This is a genomic window from Deltaproteobacteria bacterium RBG_16_64_85, assembly GCA_001798885.1.
Taxonomy (GTDB): Bacteria; Desulfobacterota; Deferrimicrobia; order Deferrimicrobiales; family Deferrimicrobiaceae; genus FEB-35.
Genome location: MGQW01000094.1, coordinates 13,836 through 29,463 on the forward strand (window position 1 = coordinate 13,836; position 15,628 = coordinate 29,463).

14 protein-coding genes are annotated in these 15,628 nt (G+C 66.5%); 2 read left to right on the forward strand and 12 right to left on the reverse strand.

Going from position 1 to position 15,628, the window contains the following annotated elements; all coding sequences use genetic code 11:
* Positions 1 to 61: 61 nt before the first annotated feature.
* Complete coding sequence (locus A2Z13_00100) at positions 62 to 1,084, forward strand: fructose-bisphosphate aldolase (protein OGP75918.1); 1,023 nt, start codon at positions 62 to 64, stop codon at positions 1,082 to 1,084.
* Between the two features lie 17 nt (positions 1,085 to 1,101).
* Here A2Z13_00100 and A2Z13_00105 read toward each other — a convergent pair whose 3' ends face one another.
* From A2Z13_00105 to A2Z13_00125, 5 genes are all read right to left on the reverse strand, one after another.
* Positions 1,102 to 1,587 (reverse strand): aminoacyl-tRNA deacylase, encoded by a 486-nt coding sequence (locus tag A2Z13_00105; GenBank protein OGP75919.1) that lies wholly within the window; start codon positions 1,585 to 1,587, stop codon positions 1,102 to 1,104.
* 15 nt (positions 1,588 to 1,602) lie between these two features.
* Entirely contained in the window at positions 1,603 to 2,571 is a 969-nt protein-coding gene (locus A2Z13_00110) for an NADPH:quinone reductase (protein ID OGP75920.1), read from the reverse strand.
* A 77-nt stretch (positions 2,572 to 2,648) separates the two neighbouring features.
* Positions 2,649 to 3,659, reverse strand: a complete 1,011-nt coding sequence (locus A2Z13_00115; GenBank protein OGP75921.1) for a hypothetical protein — start codon at positions 3,657 to 3,659, stop codon at positions 2,649 to 2,651.
* Positions 3,656 to 3,940 (reverse strand): hypothetical protein, encoded by a 285-nt coding sequence (locus tag A2Z13_00120; protein ID OGP75922.1) that lies wholly within the window; start codon positions 3,938 to 3,940, stop codon positions 3,656 to 3,658. The genes A2Z13_00115 and A2Z13_00120 overlap by 4 nt, the downstream gene beginning before the upstream one ends.
* A complete protein-coding gene (locus tag A2Z13_00125; GenBank protein ID OGP75923.1) occupies positions 3,941 to 4,135 on the reverse strand; it encodes a hypothetical protein in 195 nt (64 codons plus the stop codon). It lies immediately after the preceding gene.
* A gap of 177 nt (positions 4,136 to 4,312) precedes the next feature.
* Between A2Z13_00125 and A2Z13_00130 the strand changes: the two genes are divergently transcribed.
* Complete coding sequence (locus A2Z13_00130; protein OGP75924.1) at positions 4,313 to 7,051, forward strand: hypothetical protein; 2,739 nt, start codon at positions 4,313 to 4,315, stop codon at positions 7,049 to 7,051.
* 4 nt (positions 7,052 to 7,055) lie between these two features.
* Here the strand turns inward: A2Z13_00130 and A2Z13_00135 are convergent, their stop codons facing one another.
* Genes A2Z13_00135 through A2Z13_00165 form a run of 7 tightly spaced genes read right to left on the reverse strand, consistent with a single transcriptional unit; the run spans position 7,056 to position 15,562 of the window.
* A complete protein-coding gene (locus tag A2Z13_00135) occupies positions 7,056 to 7,733 on the reverse strand; it encodes a hypothetical protein (protein OGP75925.1) in 678 nt (225 codons plus the stop codon).
* Positions 7,730 to 8,470: a hypothetical protein gene (locus tag A2Z13_00140; GenBank protein ID OGP75949.1), complete on the reverse strand. Its 741-nt coding sequence runs from the start codon at positions 8,468 to 8,470 to the stop codon at positions 7,730 to 7,732. Before A2Z13_00140 ends, A2Z13_00135 begins: the two co-directional genes overlap by 4 nt.
* A 5-nt stretch (positions 8,471 to 8,475) precedes the next feature.
* The gene (locus A2Z13_00145) at positions 8,476 to 9,513 is read right to left on the reverse strand and encodes a hypothetical protein (protein ID OGP75926.1); all 1,038 of its coding nucleotides are present in this window, start codon (positions 9,511 to 9,513) and stop codon (positions 8,476 to 8,478) included.
* Positions 9,513 to 11,189: a hypothetical protein gene (locus tag A2Z13_00150; GenBank protein ID OGP75927.1), complete on the reverse strand. Its 1,677-nt coding sequence runs from the start codon at positions 11,187 to 11,189 to the stop codon at positions 9,513 to 9,515. Before A2Z13_00150 ends, A2Z13_00145 begins: the two co-directional genes overlap by 1 nt.
* Positions 11,182 to 12,534, reverse strand: coding sequence for a hypothetical protein (locus A2Z13_00155; protein ID OGP75928.1), 1,353 nt, complete (start codon positions 12,532 to 12,534; stop codon positions 11,182 to 11,184). Before A2Z13_00155 ends, A2Z13_00150 begins: the two co-directional genes overlap by 8 nt.
* A complete protein-coding gene (locus A2Z13_00160; protein OGP75929.1) occupies positions 12,525 to 13,445 on the reverse strand; it encodes a hypothetical protein in 921 nt (306 codons plus the stop codon). The genes A2Z13_00155 and A2Z13_00160 overlap by 10 nt, the downstream gene beginning before the upstream one ends.
* Positions 13,442 to 15,562, reverse strand: coding sequence for a CO dehydrogenase/CO-methylating acetyl-CoA synthase complex subunit beta (locus A2Z13_00165; protein OGP75930.1), 2,121 nt, complete (start codon positions 15,560 to 15,562; stop codon positions 13,442 to 13,444). Before A2Z13_00165 ends, A2Z13_00160 begins: the two co-directional genes overlap by 4 nt.
* Positions 15,563 to 15,628 lie beyond the last annotated feature (66 nt).

A 15,628-nucleotide genomic window follows, 5' to 3' on the forward strand; every position in this document is an offset into this window, starting at 1 on the left:
GGATGAAACCCTTGGATCACGGGAGGAATCGAAAGGTACAATACCGTTTGGGGGTGGTCTCATGCCGGCGCACGAACTCGGATCCGTCGCCCGTTCTCTCGTCGCGGCCGGCAAGGGGATTCTCGCAGCCGACGAGAGCGCTCCCACCATCGAGAAGCGCCTGAAAGCCGTCGACGTTCCTTCCACGGAAGAACACCGCAGGGCTTACCGGGAGCTTCTGTTCACGACCCCCGGCGTTTCGGAGTTCATCAGCGGGGTGATCCTGTTCGACGAAACCATTCGGCAGAAGGCCTCGGACGGGACTCCTTTCCCGGAAGTCCTTTCCCGTCCGGGGATCCTCCCCGGAATCAAGGTGGACCAGGGGGCCAAGGCCCTTGCGGGGTTCCCCGGGGAAAAGATCACGGAGGGGCTCGATGGTCTGCGGGAGCGCCTGGTGGAGTATCGCAAAGCGGGAGCCCGATTCGCGAAGTGGCGAGCGGTCATCGCAATCGGCGCCGGGATCCCGACGTCGTACTGCCTCAAGGCGAACGCGCACGCCCTCGCCCGCTATGCCGCCCTGTGCCAGGAGGCAGGGCTTGTACCGATCGTCGAGCCGGAAGTCCTCATGGACGGCTCCCACACCATCGAACGTTGCGAGGAAGTCACGATGACGATGTTGAGTCTCGTCTTCTCCGAGCTCCTGGAACACCGAGTTGTCCTTGAGGGGACGCTCCTCAAGCCCAACATGGTGCTTTCCGGCAAGGAGTGCCCGAAACAGGCGAGCGTTGCCGAAGTAGCGGAAGCCACCGTGCGTTGCCTTCGCAGGGTCGTCCCGTCGGCCGTTCCCGGCATCGTCTTCCTCTCCGGAGGCCAGTCCGCCGGGCAGGCAACCGAACATTTGAACGCCATGAACGCGCTCGGGAAACAACCCTGGGAGCTGAGCTTCTCTTACGGACGCGCCCTCCAGGACCCGGTCCTCAAGACTTGGAGAGGAATTCCCGCGAATGTCCCTGGGGCGCAGCGTACTTTTTATCATCGGGCCAGGTGCAACGGGGCGGCGCGCCACGGCAGATACACGAAAGAGATGGAAATCTCCGCCGCCTGAACGATTTTCGAAAGGATTCATCGAATCGCCACCCGGACCAGGGTTGGTTTCAGGATCCGGGCGACATCTTTCGGATCGACCCCGACCAGGTATCCGCGCTTCCCGCCGTTGATGTAGATCTTCGGAAGATCCAGGATCGTATCTTCCATGTAGACCGGCATCTCCTTGCGCGTGCCGAAGGGAGAGGTTCCTCCCACCAGGTACCCCGTATGTTTCAGCGCGGTTTCGGGAGAGCAGGGAATCACGGTTTTAACGCCGATGATCCGTGCCAGATCCTTCGTGGATACCTGCCGGTCGCCGTGCATCAGCATCACGAGCGGGTTCCTTCCGTCGTCCTCCAGGATGAGGGTCTTGACGACGACGTGCTCGTCCACCCCCAACTCCCGGGAGGAGACTGCGGTTCCCCCCTTCTCCTCGTAGACGTAGAGGTGGTCTGTGTACGGGATCTTCGATGCGCGGAGGACACGGACGGCCGGCGTGACGGGCGGCTTTTCCTTCGGCATCTTTGTGCCTTCCGGTTACGGGAGGAGCAGGACCTTTCCCGTGGTTTTCCGTCCCGAAAGCTGCCGATGGGCCTCCGCCGCCTCCGGCAACGGGAACCTCGCGGCGATCCGGACCTTGAGCTCCCCGGAGGCCACCCACCCGAGCACGACGTTCGCCCTCCAAAGGAGTTCTTCACGCGTCGCCGTGTACTGGCCCAGGGAGGGCCGGGTCAAAAACAGCCCCCCCTTGGTGTTGAGGATCTGAGGGTCGAACGGCGGCACGGGCCCGCTGGACTGTCCGTAGAGCGCCAGGTACCCCCGGGGGGCGAGGCAGTTCAGGCTCTTCTCGAAGGTCGTCTGCCCCACCGAATCGTACACCACCTGCACCCCTTTGCCGCCCGTAAGAAGTCTCACCTCGGACTCGAAGTCCCGCTCGGTGTAGAGGATGACCTCGTCGGCGCCGAACGCGTGTGCAAGCTCCGCCTTTTCCTTCGTGGAGACCGTGCCGATCACGCGGGCTCCCCGCCGCCTGGCCATTTGCGCCAACAGGAGGCCGACGCCGCCGGCCGCCGCGTGAACAAGGCAGGTGTCCCCGGGCTGGAGAGGATAGGTGCTGTGAGTCAGGTAATGGGCCGTCATCCCCTGGAGCATCGCCGCCGCGGCCAATCCGCCGTCGACCCCGTCGGGGAGCTTGATCAGCCGCCAGGAGGGGACGACCGCATATTCCGCGTAGGAGCCGAGTGCCCCGGCGTACGCGACCCGGTCGCCCACGGCCACCTCGCCGACCCCGGGTCCCGTCTCCGCAACGACGCCGGACCCCTCGTTGCCCGGGGTAAAGGGAAGGGGGGATCGGTAGAGCCCCATCCGCTGATAGACGTCGATGAAATTGACCCCGATCGCCTCGAGCTTGACGAGCGCCTCCCCCTTGCCGGGTTTCGGAACGGGGAGGTTCTCCATCGCGAGGTTCTCGGGTTCGCCGTACTGGTGGACGCGGATGGCTTTCACGGTTTCCTCCTGTGCGGCAAGGCGCGCATCGTCAAGGTGGACAAGGGCAGGCCGGCGCAATGCCGGCCTGCCCTACATCAGGGGGTAAGCACGGCGCGGAGTCGGACCTTCCCTTTGCGCAGCCTCTCCAGGACCTCGTTGGTGTTTTTCAGCGGATGCCGCTCCACCAGCGGCGCGATCCCGTGGTCGGCGGCAAACCGCAGCATGGCGTCCATGTCGTCCCGTGTGCCGATCACGGAGCCGCAGATGTGCTTCTGCCCCGTGATGAGGCCCGCGGGGATCAGGGAGGCTTTCTCCGCGATGGCCGCCAGCACCACGAGGGTCCCGTTGGGGCCCAGGCCCGGGATGCACTGCTCGAAGAGGCGGGCGGAGATCCCCGTCAGCAGGATCAGGTCCGCTCCTCCCATCGAGGAAAGCCGTTTCCCGATCTTCTCCTTTTCCGCATCGATGATCTCGCTGGCCCCCATCTGCCTCGCGAGGGGAATCTTCTCTTCCCCGCGGAGGATGGCCACGACCCGCGCCCCCATCGCGGACGCCATGCGAAGCCCCAGGTGTCCCAGTCCGCCGATCCCCGCCACCGCGACGGTTTTCCCGGCCAGGTTCCCCGCCCGGCGAAGCGGCGCGAAGACCGTGATCCCGGCGCACAGAAGGGGAGCCGCCTCCACGAGGTCGAGACCCTCCGGTATCCTGTGGGTAAAGGCCGCAGGCGCCTTGACGAACTCCGCGTAGCCGCCGTTCACGGTGACGCCGGTGCTTTTCTGGGCGGCACAGAGCATCTCCGCCCCGGACTTGCAGGGGGCGCACTCCCCGCAGGCGAATTGCATCCAAGGAATGCCTACCCGGTCTCCGGGGGCGAGGGTTTTCACTTCGCTTCCCACCTTTTCCACGATGCCGGTCGCCTCGTGTCCCGGAACGATGGGCAGGGGTGTTCCCCAGTCCTTCCAGTCCCCGTCGACCAGGTGGAGATCGCTGTGGCAGACCCCGCAGCCGCTCACCCGGATCAGCGCTTCGCGGGGTCCAGGGGAAGGCGTCGGCACTTCCGAAAGGACCAGCGGTTTCCCGAAGGCTTCGCATACGGCGGCTTTCATCGGGTGTCCCCCGCCAACTCGGTGATCTCCGCGCAGTCGCTGATCTCGATGGCCCCCTTCACGCTCATCGCCGCGGGACATTTCTCCTCGTAAACCTTGAGCGCCTCGCGTGCGTCTGCTGTTTTCCCCGGGGGGACCTTGAGCGTGTATTTTACCCGGATTTTCGTGATGCGCAGCACGCCGTCCACGTCCTCGACGTCTCCTTCCACGTCGGCCCTGAACCGATCGCCGAACGTGGGGATCTTCCTTCCGGCCAGCACCGTGGCCAGTGTCCCCATCATTCAGCCCCCCACCGCCCCGACGATGTGATCGAGCGTGGCGGCATGCTCCTTTTCCGGCTCGACCTTGTAGAAGTGCTTGATCCCGCCGTGGACGCCGTAGTAGACCGGTTCCGCGAACCCCTCGATCATCGCCTTTCGCGTCGGGCCTTTTTCCCGCGTGATGACGATCCGCGAGGTGTGAACTACCTGTCCCATCGTTTCCTCCTGTCCCCGGAAGTGTTCTTCAGGTGTTAGATGACGGTAACAGTTTAAAGGATGGAGGTACCGGAGAAGAATAGGATTTTTTCGGAAAATGGACTAAATAAAGGGCGATAAAAAACCGATAAATAGAGGGAATCGGAGGGTCAGGGAGCTATCCCTGGGAGAGATTACGTGATCGCGATCCTCGTCGGGTCAGCATTTTTCCAGTTTCTCGCGGCGTTTCTTTCGGTCCGGTTCGTCTATACCCGCCGGCTGGGGCGCCCCTGGATCCTGGTTTCTCTGGGGCTTCTCATCCTGGGAGGGCTTCGGGTGTACGCACTTGCCGGCAGCCTCTCCGAAACCGCCTCCGGAATCTTCGACCCCACGGTGGAGAGGTTCTCCCTGCTGGTTTCCTTCCTCCTGGCATCCGGGTTCGCGCTCACCGAGCGGTGGTTCCTCCTGAAGGAGCGGCTGGAGGGCCGGTTCCGGCTGATCTCCGAGGTGGACCAGTCCCTGATCGGCGTCCTGGATGAAAACCGGATCCTGTTCAACGTGTGCGAGGTGCTTTCGCGGCGCAAAGGATACCGCCTGGCATGGATCGCTGCCGGGGAGCTCGATGGCTCCGTCCGGGTCGTGAAACACGCGGGAGAGGGGGAAGCGCCCCTCACGAGCGCTGCCATCCGGTGGGACGATGCCCCGGAAGGGCAGGGGCCCACGGGTCGTGCGCTTCGAACGGGAGAGGCGTGCGTTGTGAACCGCATGCGGAGGAACCCCCGCATGGCGGCATGGGAGAAGGTCCTCGCGGAATCCGGCGTCCGCAGCGCGGCCTCCGTTCGCATCGAACCCGACGGGCAGCAGCCGATGGCGCTGACCATCTACGCGGACGCCCGTTCCGCCTTCGACCGGCTGGAGATGGAGGCCGTCTCCGCGCTGGCCCACCGCGTCGGAGGGGCCGTTCAGAGCGCGAGGCGGTACGAATTCTTCGTTTGCGCGAAAGGGGCGTACGACGACCTCCTTCGGACGCAGCGGGACGGTGTGATTCTCGTTCGTGGAGAGAAGGTCGTCCGGGTCAACCTCGCGGCGGCGGCGATGCTCGGATACCGGGAGGAAGAGCTCGTCGGGATGGATCCCGCCGTGATCCTCAAGGATTCACAAGAGAAGCCGGAGATGGCGAGGAGCCTTCGCGGCGGCGGCGAGGACGGCGGACGCTTCGAGTGGGAGGCGGAAATCCTGCGAAAGGACGGATCCTCCTTCAGCGGGGAAGTCATCGCCACGTGGCTCCCCAGGGAGTACAAAAAGGCGACTTGGATCCCGAAGTTCAGCGGGCCGCTCGGGATGATCATCCTTCGGGACATTACCCAGAGGAAACAGTTTCTGGAGGATCTGCGCAAGGAGCGCGATTTCTCCGCGAAGATCCTCGCCATCGCCGGGGTCCTCGTCGCGCAGCTGGGCCCCCGCGGAGAGGTTCTCCTGGTCAACCGCCAATTCGAGGAGATGACGGGATACCACGGGGAGCAGGTCTCCGGCCGGGAGATGGCCGGGTTGCTGATCTCCGGGACGGCGCGGGATTCCTACCTGAGGGCATTCGCAGACGTACTCAAAGGCAACGTTCCGTCCAACCTCGAGTTCCCGATCGTGTCGAGGACGGGCGAGGAACGGCTGGTGGTCTGGAACCACGCGGCCCTTCGGGATTCGGCCGGGCAAGTGACCTCGGTGATCGCGACCGGCACCGACGTCACGGAAAGCCGCCGCCTGGAGCGGCAGATCATCGAGATGCAAAAGATGGAAGCCGTGGGCACGCTTGCCGGTGGGGTCGCCCACGACTTCAACAACATCCTCACCGGGATCCTCGGGAACCTCGACCTGGCCAGCGAGGCCATCCCTCCCGAGTCCCTCGCGGCGCTTCCCATCCAGGAATCGATCAAGGCTTCGGAGCGGGCTGCCAACATGGTCCGCCAGCTCCTGGACTTTTCCCGTCGCTCCCCCTCGGAGCGGCGGGCCATCGACCTGGGGAAACTGGCGCAGGAGGTCGTGGACCTTTTTGCTCAGGCGATCGACAAACGGATCGAAGTGGAGACCTTTCTCACCGGCGATCTCTGGCTGGCGAAAGCCGACCCCAACCAGATGCACCAGGTGATGATGAACCTCTGCGTGAACGCCCGGGACGCGATCATGGAGTGCCTGGAAGGGAAACCACGCACCGAAGAGCCGTCGGGAAGATACAGGATCCGAATTCTCACGGGAAATGCTGCCATCGGGGAGGAATACTGCCGGCAGCACCCCTACGCGCGCCGGGGGGATTTCGTCGTCCTGTCGATTTCGGACAACGGTTCCGGCATGGACAAGGCGACCCAGCGGCGGATCTTCGAGCCGTTTTTCACCACGAAGAAACTGGGACGGGGAACGGGTCTCGGGCTCTCCACCGTGTATGGCATCATGAAGCAGCACGAGGGGTGGATCACTCTGGAAAGCCAGACGGGGAAGGGGACGACCTTCCATGCCTACTTGCCGCGGGCGGAAGAACGGCAGGCAGAGAAACTCCCGCCCCCGGAAAAAGCCAAGGCGAGGACGGGGAAGGAAACGATCCTCCTGGTGGATGACGAGGAGATGATCCGGAACTTCGCGCAGCAGATCCTCGAGATCCACGGCTATTCCGTCGTGACGGCGGCCGACGGGCAGGAGGCGGTCGACCTCTACATCCGGCAGCGGGACCGGTTCGACCTCGTGATCCTGGACCTCACGATGCCGCACCTGTCCGGGTCCGAGGTCCTGACGCGGATCCGCAACCTCAACTCGCACGCAAAGGTCATCTTGTCCAGCGGTTACCCGTCGGGGGAGACCTACCGGGCCTCCGCATTCCTCCCCAAGCCGTACCGAGCCGACACGCTGATCCGGGTCGTGCGGGAAGTCCTCGACCTCTACAGGGGTTAGTCGGTTACTCCTTCAGCGCCGACTTGATCGCAGCGCGCACGATGTAGCCGGACAAGTGCATGATCGTGTCCTGAAGACCGGGGTCGATCTCCATCGACGCGAGGCAGGGATGGTGGTGGTGCCGCAGCGCCCCGGTGTCGGGCGCTTCCGTGATGCGGACTCCGGAGAGGATGGACGCGACGAATTTCGCCGACCCGCACGGCGCGTCGCGCAGGACCTCGACCGACGTCACCCGGTCCCCGTCCCGTTCGACCCGGAACTTCGGCCGTCCGAACTTCGCCGCGAATTCATCGAGCCGCCTGTCCGGACCGCCGTCGAACCCGCACAGAGGGCGGGGGAAGGCGTGGGCGATGCCCATGGCGGCGAGCCGCTTGCGGATCTGGTTCTCCAGGCCGGTGGGGCAGGCGGTCCGGTCGTCCACCGCGGCCAGCACCGCTCCGGCGCCGCAGCCCTTGGCGATATCGGGGATGAGCTCCGCCGCGCCGGGGCTCTCGTGGAGGGAGACGAGCAGGTCAGAGGGGGGCAGCGGGGAGGGAAGGAACTCGTCCGGATCGTCGATTACCAACGGGAGGTGGGCGGGAAGCCGCAGCACGGCAACCTCCCACTCCTTCGGGCCGTTCGCCCGGACGTTTTCGGCTACCCGTTCCCCATACCTGCCCTGCACCGAGAAGAGGATCTTCATCGCGCGTTCCCCGGAACCAGGCTCCGGATGGCCCCGAACATCGCGGAAGCGGCCGGGGAACTGTCCGGCAGATCGAGGAAGGAGCGGCCGGACGCCTCCCAGGCGGGCAGCGTCGGGTCGTGCGGGATCGCGGCCAGGAGCGGGATCGGGAGGGAAGGCGCGTCTCCTCGGTCCCCCGCGGCATACGGCCGGTTGAGGAGAAGCCAGACCTTGCCGACGGGGAGGGCAAGCTGGTCCGCCAGTTCGCGGATGGCGCAAGCGGCCGAAATCCCGCGTGGGGAAGGGTCGGCGACGAGCACCAGTTGGTCGATCCGGCGCAGGTTGCGCCGGGAGAGGTGCTCCATCCCGGCCTCGTTGTCGACGACGGCCGCTTCATAACCGCCGGCGAGACGGGAGAGTGACTGGCGCAGGAGGTTGTTCACGTAGCAGTAGCACCCCGGCCCTTCACCGCGGCCCATCGTGACGAGATCGACGTCCTTCCCTTCCGCGACCCGCTGCTGGACCATCGCTTCGAGGAGCGCTTCCTTGGAGGTTGCCCCGTCGCGGGAGGCAAGGAGCTCCTCCCGAAGCGATCCCAGCCCCTTTGGCGCGGGGAACCCCAGGAGCAGGTGGAGGTTGGCGTTGGGGTCGGCGTCCACCGCCAGGAGCGGCCGGACGCCCGACGCGGCCAGGGCGCGCAGCAGCAGCGCCGAACAGGTGGTCTTTCCCACCCCCCCCTTCCCGGCGATGGCAATCATGAGCGTCACCTCGCCGTGCCTCCGTGCCGGCGCCGCAGAAGGGCGGAGAGCTCGCCGGCCAGGCGGACCGCACGTTCCGCCTCCTCCTCCAAGAGAGTGCCCAGTCCGCAGGCGGGGGTAAGGAACGCCGCACGGATCACATCTTCGCGGGAGATCTTCCGCGCCTCGAATTTCCGCAGGATGGACTCCATCCTTTCGGCCAGCGTTTCCGGGGTTTCGCGGCGGATCCCCTCGGCTGACGTCGGCACGATCCCGAAGGCGAGCTTTCCCCCGCGGCGAAGAAACGCCTTCACCTCCTCCGGATAGAGCAGGAGGGAATCGGCGTACTCGTAGGCGTCGAAGGACAGGTATCCCACCCGCGAGGAAAGGACCAGACCCCAATCGGTGTTCGCGCAGCAGTGCACGCCGCACAGCGCCCCCGGCAAGCCATCGAAGATTTCGTTGAGGCAGCCGATGACCTCTTCCTTTCCCAGGGAGAGGATGGCGGAGCCCACCGAGGCGAGGTACGGTTCGTCCAGGACGAGGATGACGTTGGGGGAAAGGCGGGAGAGCGCGGCGACCTGCCACTGGGCGACGCGGAGAAGGTGCTTCACCAGGACGTCCCTGCCGACGGGGTCGTAGAAGACAGGCTTCTTCTGCCGGTCGGTGATCATCAGGCCGAAGGAGACCGGGCCCGTGACCTGCCCCTTGACGGCGGGATACGGGCCGTTCGCATCCTCCAGGAAGCGGTGCAGCGCGGCTGCCCTTTCCTCAGGGATGGCGAAGGAAGCCGTGTCCTCCGAGAGGAACCGTTCGTAGAAGGCCTCGGCTTCGGGCAGCACGCCTTCCCCTCCTTCCACGAATAGCTTCCCCCCTTCGATGTTCGCTCCCGGCAGCCCGGCTGCAACCTGGACGTACATGTTCTCGAGAAAGGTCCTGCGAGGGAGTTGGGGCCAGCACGGGATCTCCCGGAAGCCTGAAAGGACGAGGCGCACCGCCTTGTCGGGATCGGTGTGTGGCAGGCTGCCCACGCCGGTCGCCAGGAACGGCGGGAGGTCGTTCATCACCTTGCGATCTCCGGGGAGAGGTTTGCGCGGTAGCTCTCGACATCCGTGTGCGGGAGGAACAGGGCGCGCTGGTAGAGGTCCATGAAGGCGGGGTCGGAGGACAGGTCATGGTAGGCCGTGGAGGGGGCCAGCGCGGCCGCCTCCTCCCACCGTTTCCGGCTGCGCAGCGCCCCGATCGCCCCTGCCAGAGAGGCGTTCCCGAGGGGGACGAATTTCTTCAGCGGAAAAGGCGGGAAGACCCCGATCGTGAGCGCCGACCGCAGGTCGAGGAAGTTGCCGAATCCCCCGGCGATATAGACCCGCTCCACCTCCTCCCGGGAGAGCCCGACCACCTGCAGGAGAGCGTCCGCCGCGGCGCACAGCGCCGCCTTCGTCCGGATGACGCATTTCAGGTCGGAAGCGGTGAAGGAGATGTCCGCACCGGTGGCGCTCCGGTCCGCCTCCACGACGACGAAGGCTCTCCCGCGCTCCGTCTCGCGGAAGGGGGCGCCGGCGCGCGATACAAAGCGACCCGTCCGGTCGATGAGCCCCGCCCGGAAGAGCTCCGCGCACAGGTCGAGGATGCCCGAGCCGCACACCCCCGCGGGCTTCCCGCTGCCGATCACGGTGTACTCGGCCGCCAGGCTCTCCGGGTCGATCCGGACCGACTCGATCGCCCCGGGATAAGCCCGCATCCCGCACGCTACTTCTCCTCCCTCGAACGCCGGGCCCGCCGAGGAGGAGCAGGCGATCCGGAACTCCCGGTTGCCCAACGCCACCTCGCCGTTGGTTCCCACGTCGAAAAGGAGCGACACGGCCTCCGACCGGTGCATGCCGGAAGCCAGGATCCCGGCGACGATGTCCCCGCCGACGAATCCCCCGATGGAGGGGAAGATCCGGAAGCGGGCGGAAGGGGCGTTGGAGACGCCGAGCTCCTTTCCCGTCTTTACGGGGTATTCCTTGAGCGTGGGCCGGTGGGGGGGCCGGCGGACCGGCGCGGGGGAGAGGCCGTAGAGGATGTGGGAGAGGACCGTGTTCCCCGCCGCGGTGACCTCGACGATCTTCCCGGGCTCGGGGGAGAAGGCGAGCAGGTCGGCGATCACCTTGTCCAGGCCGCGCAGAAGAAGGCGGCGCAGGAGGGGAAACCCGTCGGGGTTCTCCTCCCCGTAGACAATCCGCGAGATCAGGTCCTCCCCGCAGACCATTTGCGGGTTGTCTGCCGTGGCGCGGGCCAGTACGGCCCCGTCCCGGAGGTCGATCAGGACACCCGCCAACGTGCTGGTTCCGACGTCGAGGGCTACCCCAAGGGGGGTCCCTTTCTCGGGGACCACGTGAAAGGGGAGATACGGGCCGTTCTCCGCCATCTCCCTTCCGTCGATGTACGCCGACAGGCGAGCGGGGCGGCTCTCCGGGAGAACCGTGACGCCCACCTCGCCGTCAAGGGGAACGCACCGGCAGGAGAGGCGGATCCCGGAGCGGCGATCCTCCGGGGAAAGGATACCGGGATCGCTGTCGCCCCGGATGTTTCCGGTCACGGCGACGCGGCACTTGCCGCAGCGACCCTCGCCGCCGCACGGCGAGAGGATCGCCACCCCCGCGCGAATCGCGTGAGCGAGGATCGTCTCTCCGGTGGAAAGAGATGTGGTAACGCCCTCCGGGAGGAACCGGAGGCGCCCGCCGGAGGAGTCACCCATGGGCCGCCGCGAACGCCGCCGGCGGCAGCCGGCGGAGATAGGAGGGGAGCGCGGAGGACTCCTGAGGCCCGACCAGAACGCGCCACGGTGCGAGCTCCTCGATCTTCCCCGAAAGGCGCGCCACCATTCCGGGGAGGATGAGCGTCCGATGCCCGACCTGCTCGGCGATGCCGCTCTCGGTCAGGATCCTCGCGATGCTCTCGGCGGTGAATTTCCCCGCCGCCCAGGCGGTGAGCACCGACATCCCGTCGCACTCCGCGATCAGCAGGTACGCCGGAGTTTTCGCCGATTCGACGTCGCTGCGCACCGTGAAGTAGGTCAGGGAGAAGTTGGTGGTGACGAGGACCGGCGAGGAGGGAGTGACTTTCCCGATGGGGTAGATCCCCGGCTCCACCTGGATCGGGCGCTGCGGGTCGGTGAAGAGGTTCTGTCGAAGCGTGAGGATCGGGAAGATCTCCGCGGGGTCGGCGGTGTCGAGCACAAGGAGCGAGCCGTATTTGGATACGAGGAGGCAGGCGGCCGCGAAAGGTTGCGGGAACCCCTGCCCGAGATCGAATGCGGTCGGGTACGCGATCTCTCTCGCCCGGTGCGTGATGGCGAGCCTGCGGATGAAGACGGAATCGGCGACGGCCTGCAACGCGTCGGCGGACATCGGGTCGGCGACAAGATCCGTCGCCCCCGCCGTCCGGGCGATTGCGAGCGCTTTCGCGAGCCCCTCGATCCCCCGTGCGCGCACCACGAGCGGTAGCTTCCCCGACGCGGCCAGCCTCGCACCGTTCCCCGTTTCCTCGGGAGGGGGGCACAACAGCGGCCGGGAGGTTCCCGCCACCCCGACGGCAGCCTCGAGGACGGCACAGGGGCCGACGAGCAGGAGCGGCTTGCCGCCCGTCGCAAGCGCCGACGCCGCGGCCGCGGCAAAACGCGCCGGGTCGCCCGATTCGCATCGCACCGCCACCAGGTCGACGGAAAGGGCCTGTCCTACCCGCTCGAAGGAAAGTGCCGAGATGCCCCGCACGCGCTCCCGCAGGGTTTCCTCCGAAAGCGCGTCGGAAACCGACACCGCGATGGCGGTCGGGTGGTAGAAGGTCTTCTCGTGCCGGAACAGCACCACTTCGTCGCCCAGCGTGACGGTCCGGTCGCCGGTCCCCACGAGAACCTTGGGGAGGGGGGGCGCCGAGGCCGCGCCGAGCGTCTGCTTGGCCTCCTCGGAGGCGTGTTCGCACTTCTCGATCTTTTCTTTTCCTCCCGCCAACTGCATCGCGAACGCGAGACAAGTGGGGAATCCGCAGTCCTTGCAGTTGGTCTTGGGGAGCAGCTTGTAGATTTCGAGGGCGGTCAGCGCCATGCCATCCCCCGGAATGCCGCCACGTTCTCCGGGTGCCTGCACACCAGGAGGTCCGCACCCGCGGCCAGGCAGGCCCAGCCGGTCGCCTCTTCCCACCGGCGGCCGCGGACGACTACGTCCCCCCAGGAGGGTTCGGAAACCTCCACGGCCTCCCGCGCTTTCCACGCGTCCCCCAGGTGGCACAGCACGGGGAGGGCGAGCATCCCGTCGCCGCCCAACCCCGCCAGCCGGATCCGTTCCACGATGGAGAACGTGTATTCGAGCCCGTACCCCAGCCCTCCCGTGAGCGGGTCGATCAGGATTCGCCTGGCCGGGACGCCGATGTCCGACAGGAGCAGGTTGATCTGCTTGGCCATGTTGATGTCGATCGGGGACCACGACACGACCCCGTGCCCGTACGCCATCGCCGCGCCGCCGACAAGCCGGTAGTTTTTCTCGTCGGCATACGAGAGGAAGACCGGGCGGGGGGCCGCCTCCGCAACGGCGGGGAACAGCTTTGCATCGATCTCCTCCTCGCCGCACCCGCCCACGATCACCGGACAGGGTACCGCGGTGAGAACCTCCCGCAGGATCCTTGCGCCCAGCGAAACCGTTTGTCCTCCGCCGTCGGGGTGGCATCCGGAGAGGGAGAGGAAGAGAAACTGCGCCCCCCACTCCTCCACGCAGGCTTTCGCGAAGGAGACCGGGTCTTTTTCCCGGTTTTCCACCGCCCGCGCGAGGGAGGGAGGCGGCTCGCATACCCCGGTACCGACCTCCATCCCGACCGCCGCCCGGTGCGGCCGGTCTCCCTCGGGAACCAACGGGAGGGCGTTTTGTCCGCCGACGGTCACGGGGGTTCCTCCCGGCGCCGCCGGCAGGGTAACGGAAAGGATCCTCCCCGGATAGCACCGCGCGGCCGACGGGATCGTCATAGGAGCGGCGGCATCGAGAGGGCCGGGTGCCCGACTTTCCTCAAGTACTCGACCAGCCGGTCGGGAGTGCTCGCAATCGTCTCGTCGGCGATCTTGTCGACCAGGTCCGGCATCCCGATCTCGGCGGCCCGGACCCGCAGGTCCGTCCCGAGCTGCTCCTTCATCTCCTTCGTCATCCACACGAGGCGGGGGAGCCCCCCCTCGGCGCCCAGGAACTTCCTGCTGAGAAGGTAATGCTTCCCCACGCCCATGAAGCCGGGGGTCTGGATGCCTCCACCGACCGAGCCGGCAAGCGTCGAGAACCCCATGCCGCACGGCGTCCCGGCGCCCGCGAACTCGCGGTTGACCACCATCACGCCGTTGGCCTCGGGGATCACCGCCAGGATGCACTCGAAGCATCCGCAGGAGGTCATCGGGGCGTCCATGATCGAGTAGAGGTTGAAGCCGGGGACGGTGTTGCGGGAATGCTCGCGGACGAACGCGTTCACGCCGTCCCACGCCCCCTTGACGGGGTCGAGCGAGGCGCCCTTCTTGACCGGCTGGTTCGGGCCGGTCGGAGTGATCTCGTAGCCGGCTTTCCCGTCGAGCCAGTTGATGGCCCCGCACAGGCCCAGGCGTTCCGGAGCGACGATGCAGACGTGGTTGGGGGCGAACGACTGGCACAGCGTGCAGGAGTAGAACTCCTCCACGGCGTCGTCGGTCAGCGTCTGCGCCCGCGCGTCGCGCTCGGCGTAGACCGTCTTGGCGAACGCCAGCCCCTTCCGGACATCCCCCTCCCCGGTGGAAATCGACACGGATACCCTGTCGACAATGTTCTCGAAATCGGCGTGCAATTTGGCGTAGAGCATCCTCCCCAGGTCCGTCAGCGTAAACCCCTTGGCAACCGCCTCGCCGGACACGCGGATCCACGTGGTGTCCCGCTGGGCCACGTGCATCGTCCCCTCCCCGTAGTTGACGATGCGGTGGATCCGCCGCTCCAACACCGACTCGAAGTCCTTCTGCATCCGGTTCCCCGCGACCGTGACCACGATCCCCAAGGGGAGCGTCCCGCCCTTCGGGATGTCAGCGATGTCCGGGCCGGTGACCGTGATCTCCCGGTCCCGCACCTCCGAGAGTGGCGCAGAGACGACCAGTTCATACGCGGTGGAGCGCCCGCCGCCGAACTCGGCGTGGGTGTCCGACTTCCGGATCCGCTCCCCTTCGTAGGCCGGTCCGAACGCGATCGGGATCGGGACCTTGACGATCTTGACTTTGATCCCCCGGGCTTCCATCCCGGTTCTGACCATCTCCTCGCCGGCGGGACGTCGGAAGAGGACACCGGGGATCTCCGGGACATTCTGGTCCGAGAGCACCGGAAACCCCGCCTTGATCGCCCCGGCGGCCACCGCCAGCGCGATCTCGTCCAGGGGCCCCAGCGCGCAGACGAACGCCTTGACCCGGTGGCCCAGGTAGTTGTACATCGCGGCGGTCTGCCCGCGCCCGAGGCCGCCGAAGGTCAAGCCCGCCCGCACCGCAAAGTTGACGGCGTGGATGACCGCGGGGAGCGGGCCCAGCGGGAACGTCCTGAAGTCGTCGCCCAACTTCACCCCGGCCAGGTTCATCTGCGAGACCACGTCTCCGGCCAGGAAAACGAGGAGGCCGATCTCCTGGAACTGGCGGATCATGGCCGCCGCGGCCGCAGGGTCCGTTGCCCTTCCGATGACCACCGCGACCCCCGGAACGGAGCCGTCGACCATGAAGATGCCGAGCCTGCGCAGGATCGAGTCGGGGATGAACCCCACCGAAGGCGGCGGAAACGGGTTGCCGTCCTTGTGGGAGAGCGCCCCCAGCACCTCCGCGGAGAGGAGCGTGGCCGCTCCGGCGTCGAGCGCATTCTCCAGCGTGGGGGGATTCCGGAGGAGCCCCTCCGCCAGGCCGAGGAGCTTTTCGGCGCCGCCGAGGGTCGTGACGTTCAGGTCCGTCAGGCCGAAGGCGACCGGCAGTTCGTACGCCGTGTCGGGATACCCAATGGGAGCGTCCGCGCCCCGCCGGGCGAGGTGGTAGGAAAGGGAAGCCCGGGCCAGGGAGAGAACGCTTCTTGCCCCCCGTATGCAGGAAGAATAAAGCGGCTCGGTCATCGCGGGCTCCTTGTGGGGAGAGGAAGAAAAATTGGTTGTTGGAAAATTGTAATGCAAGTGATTCTC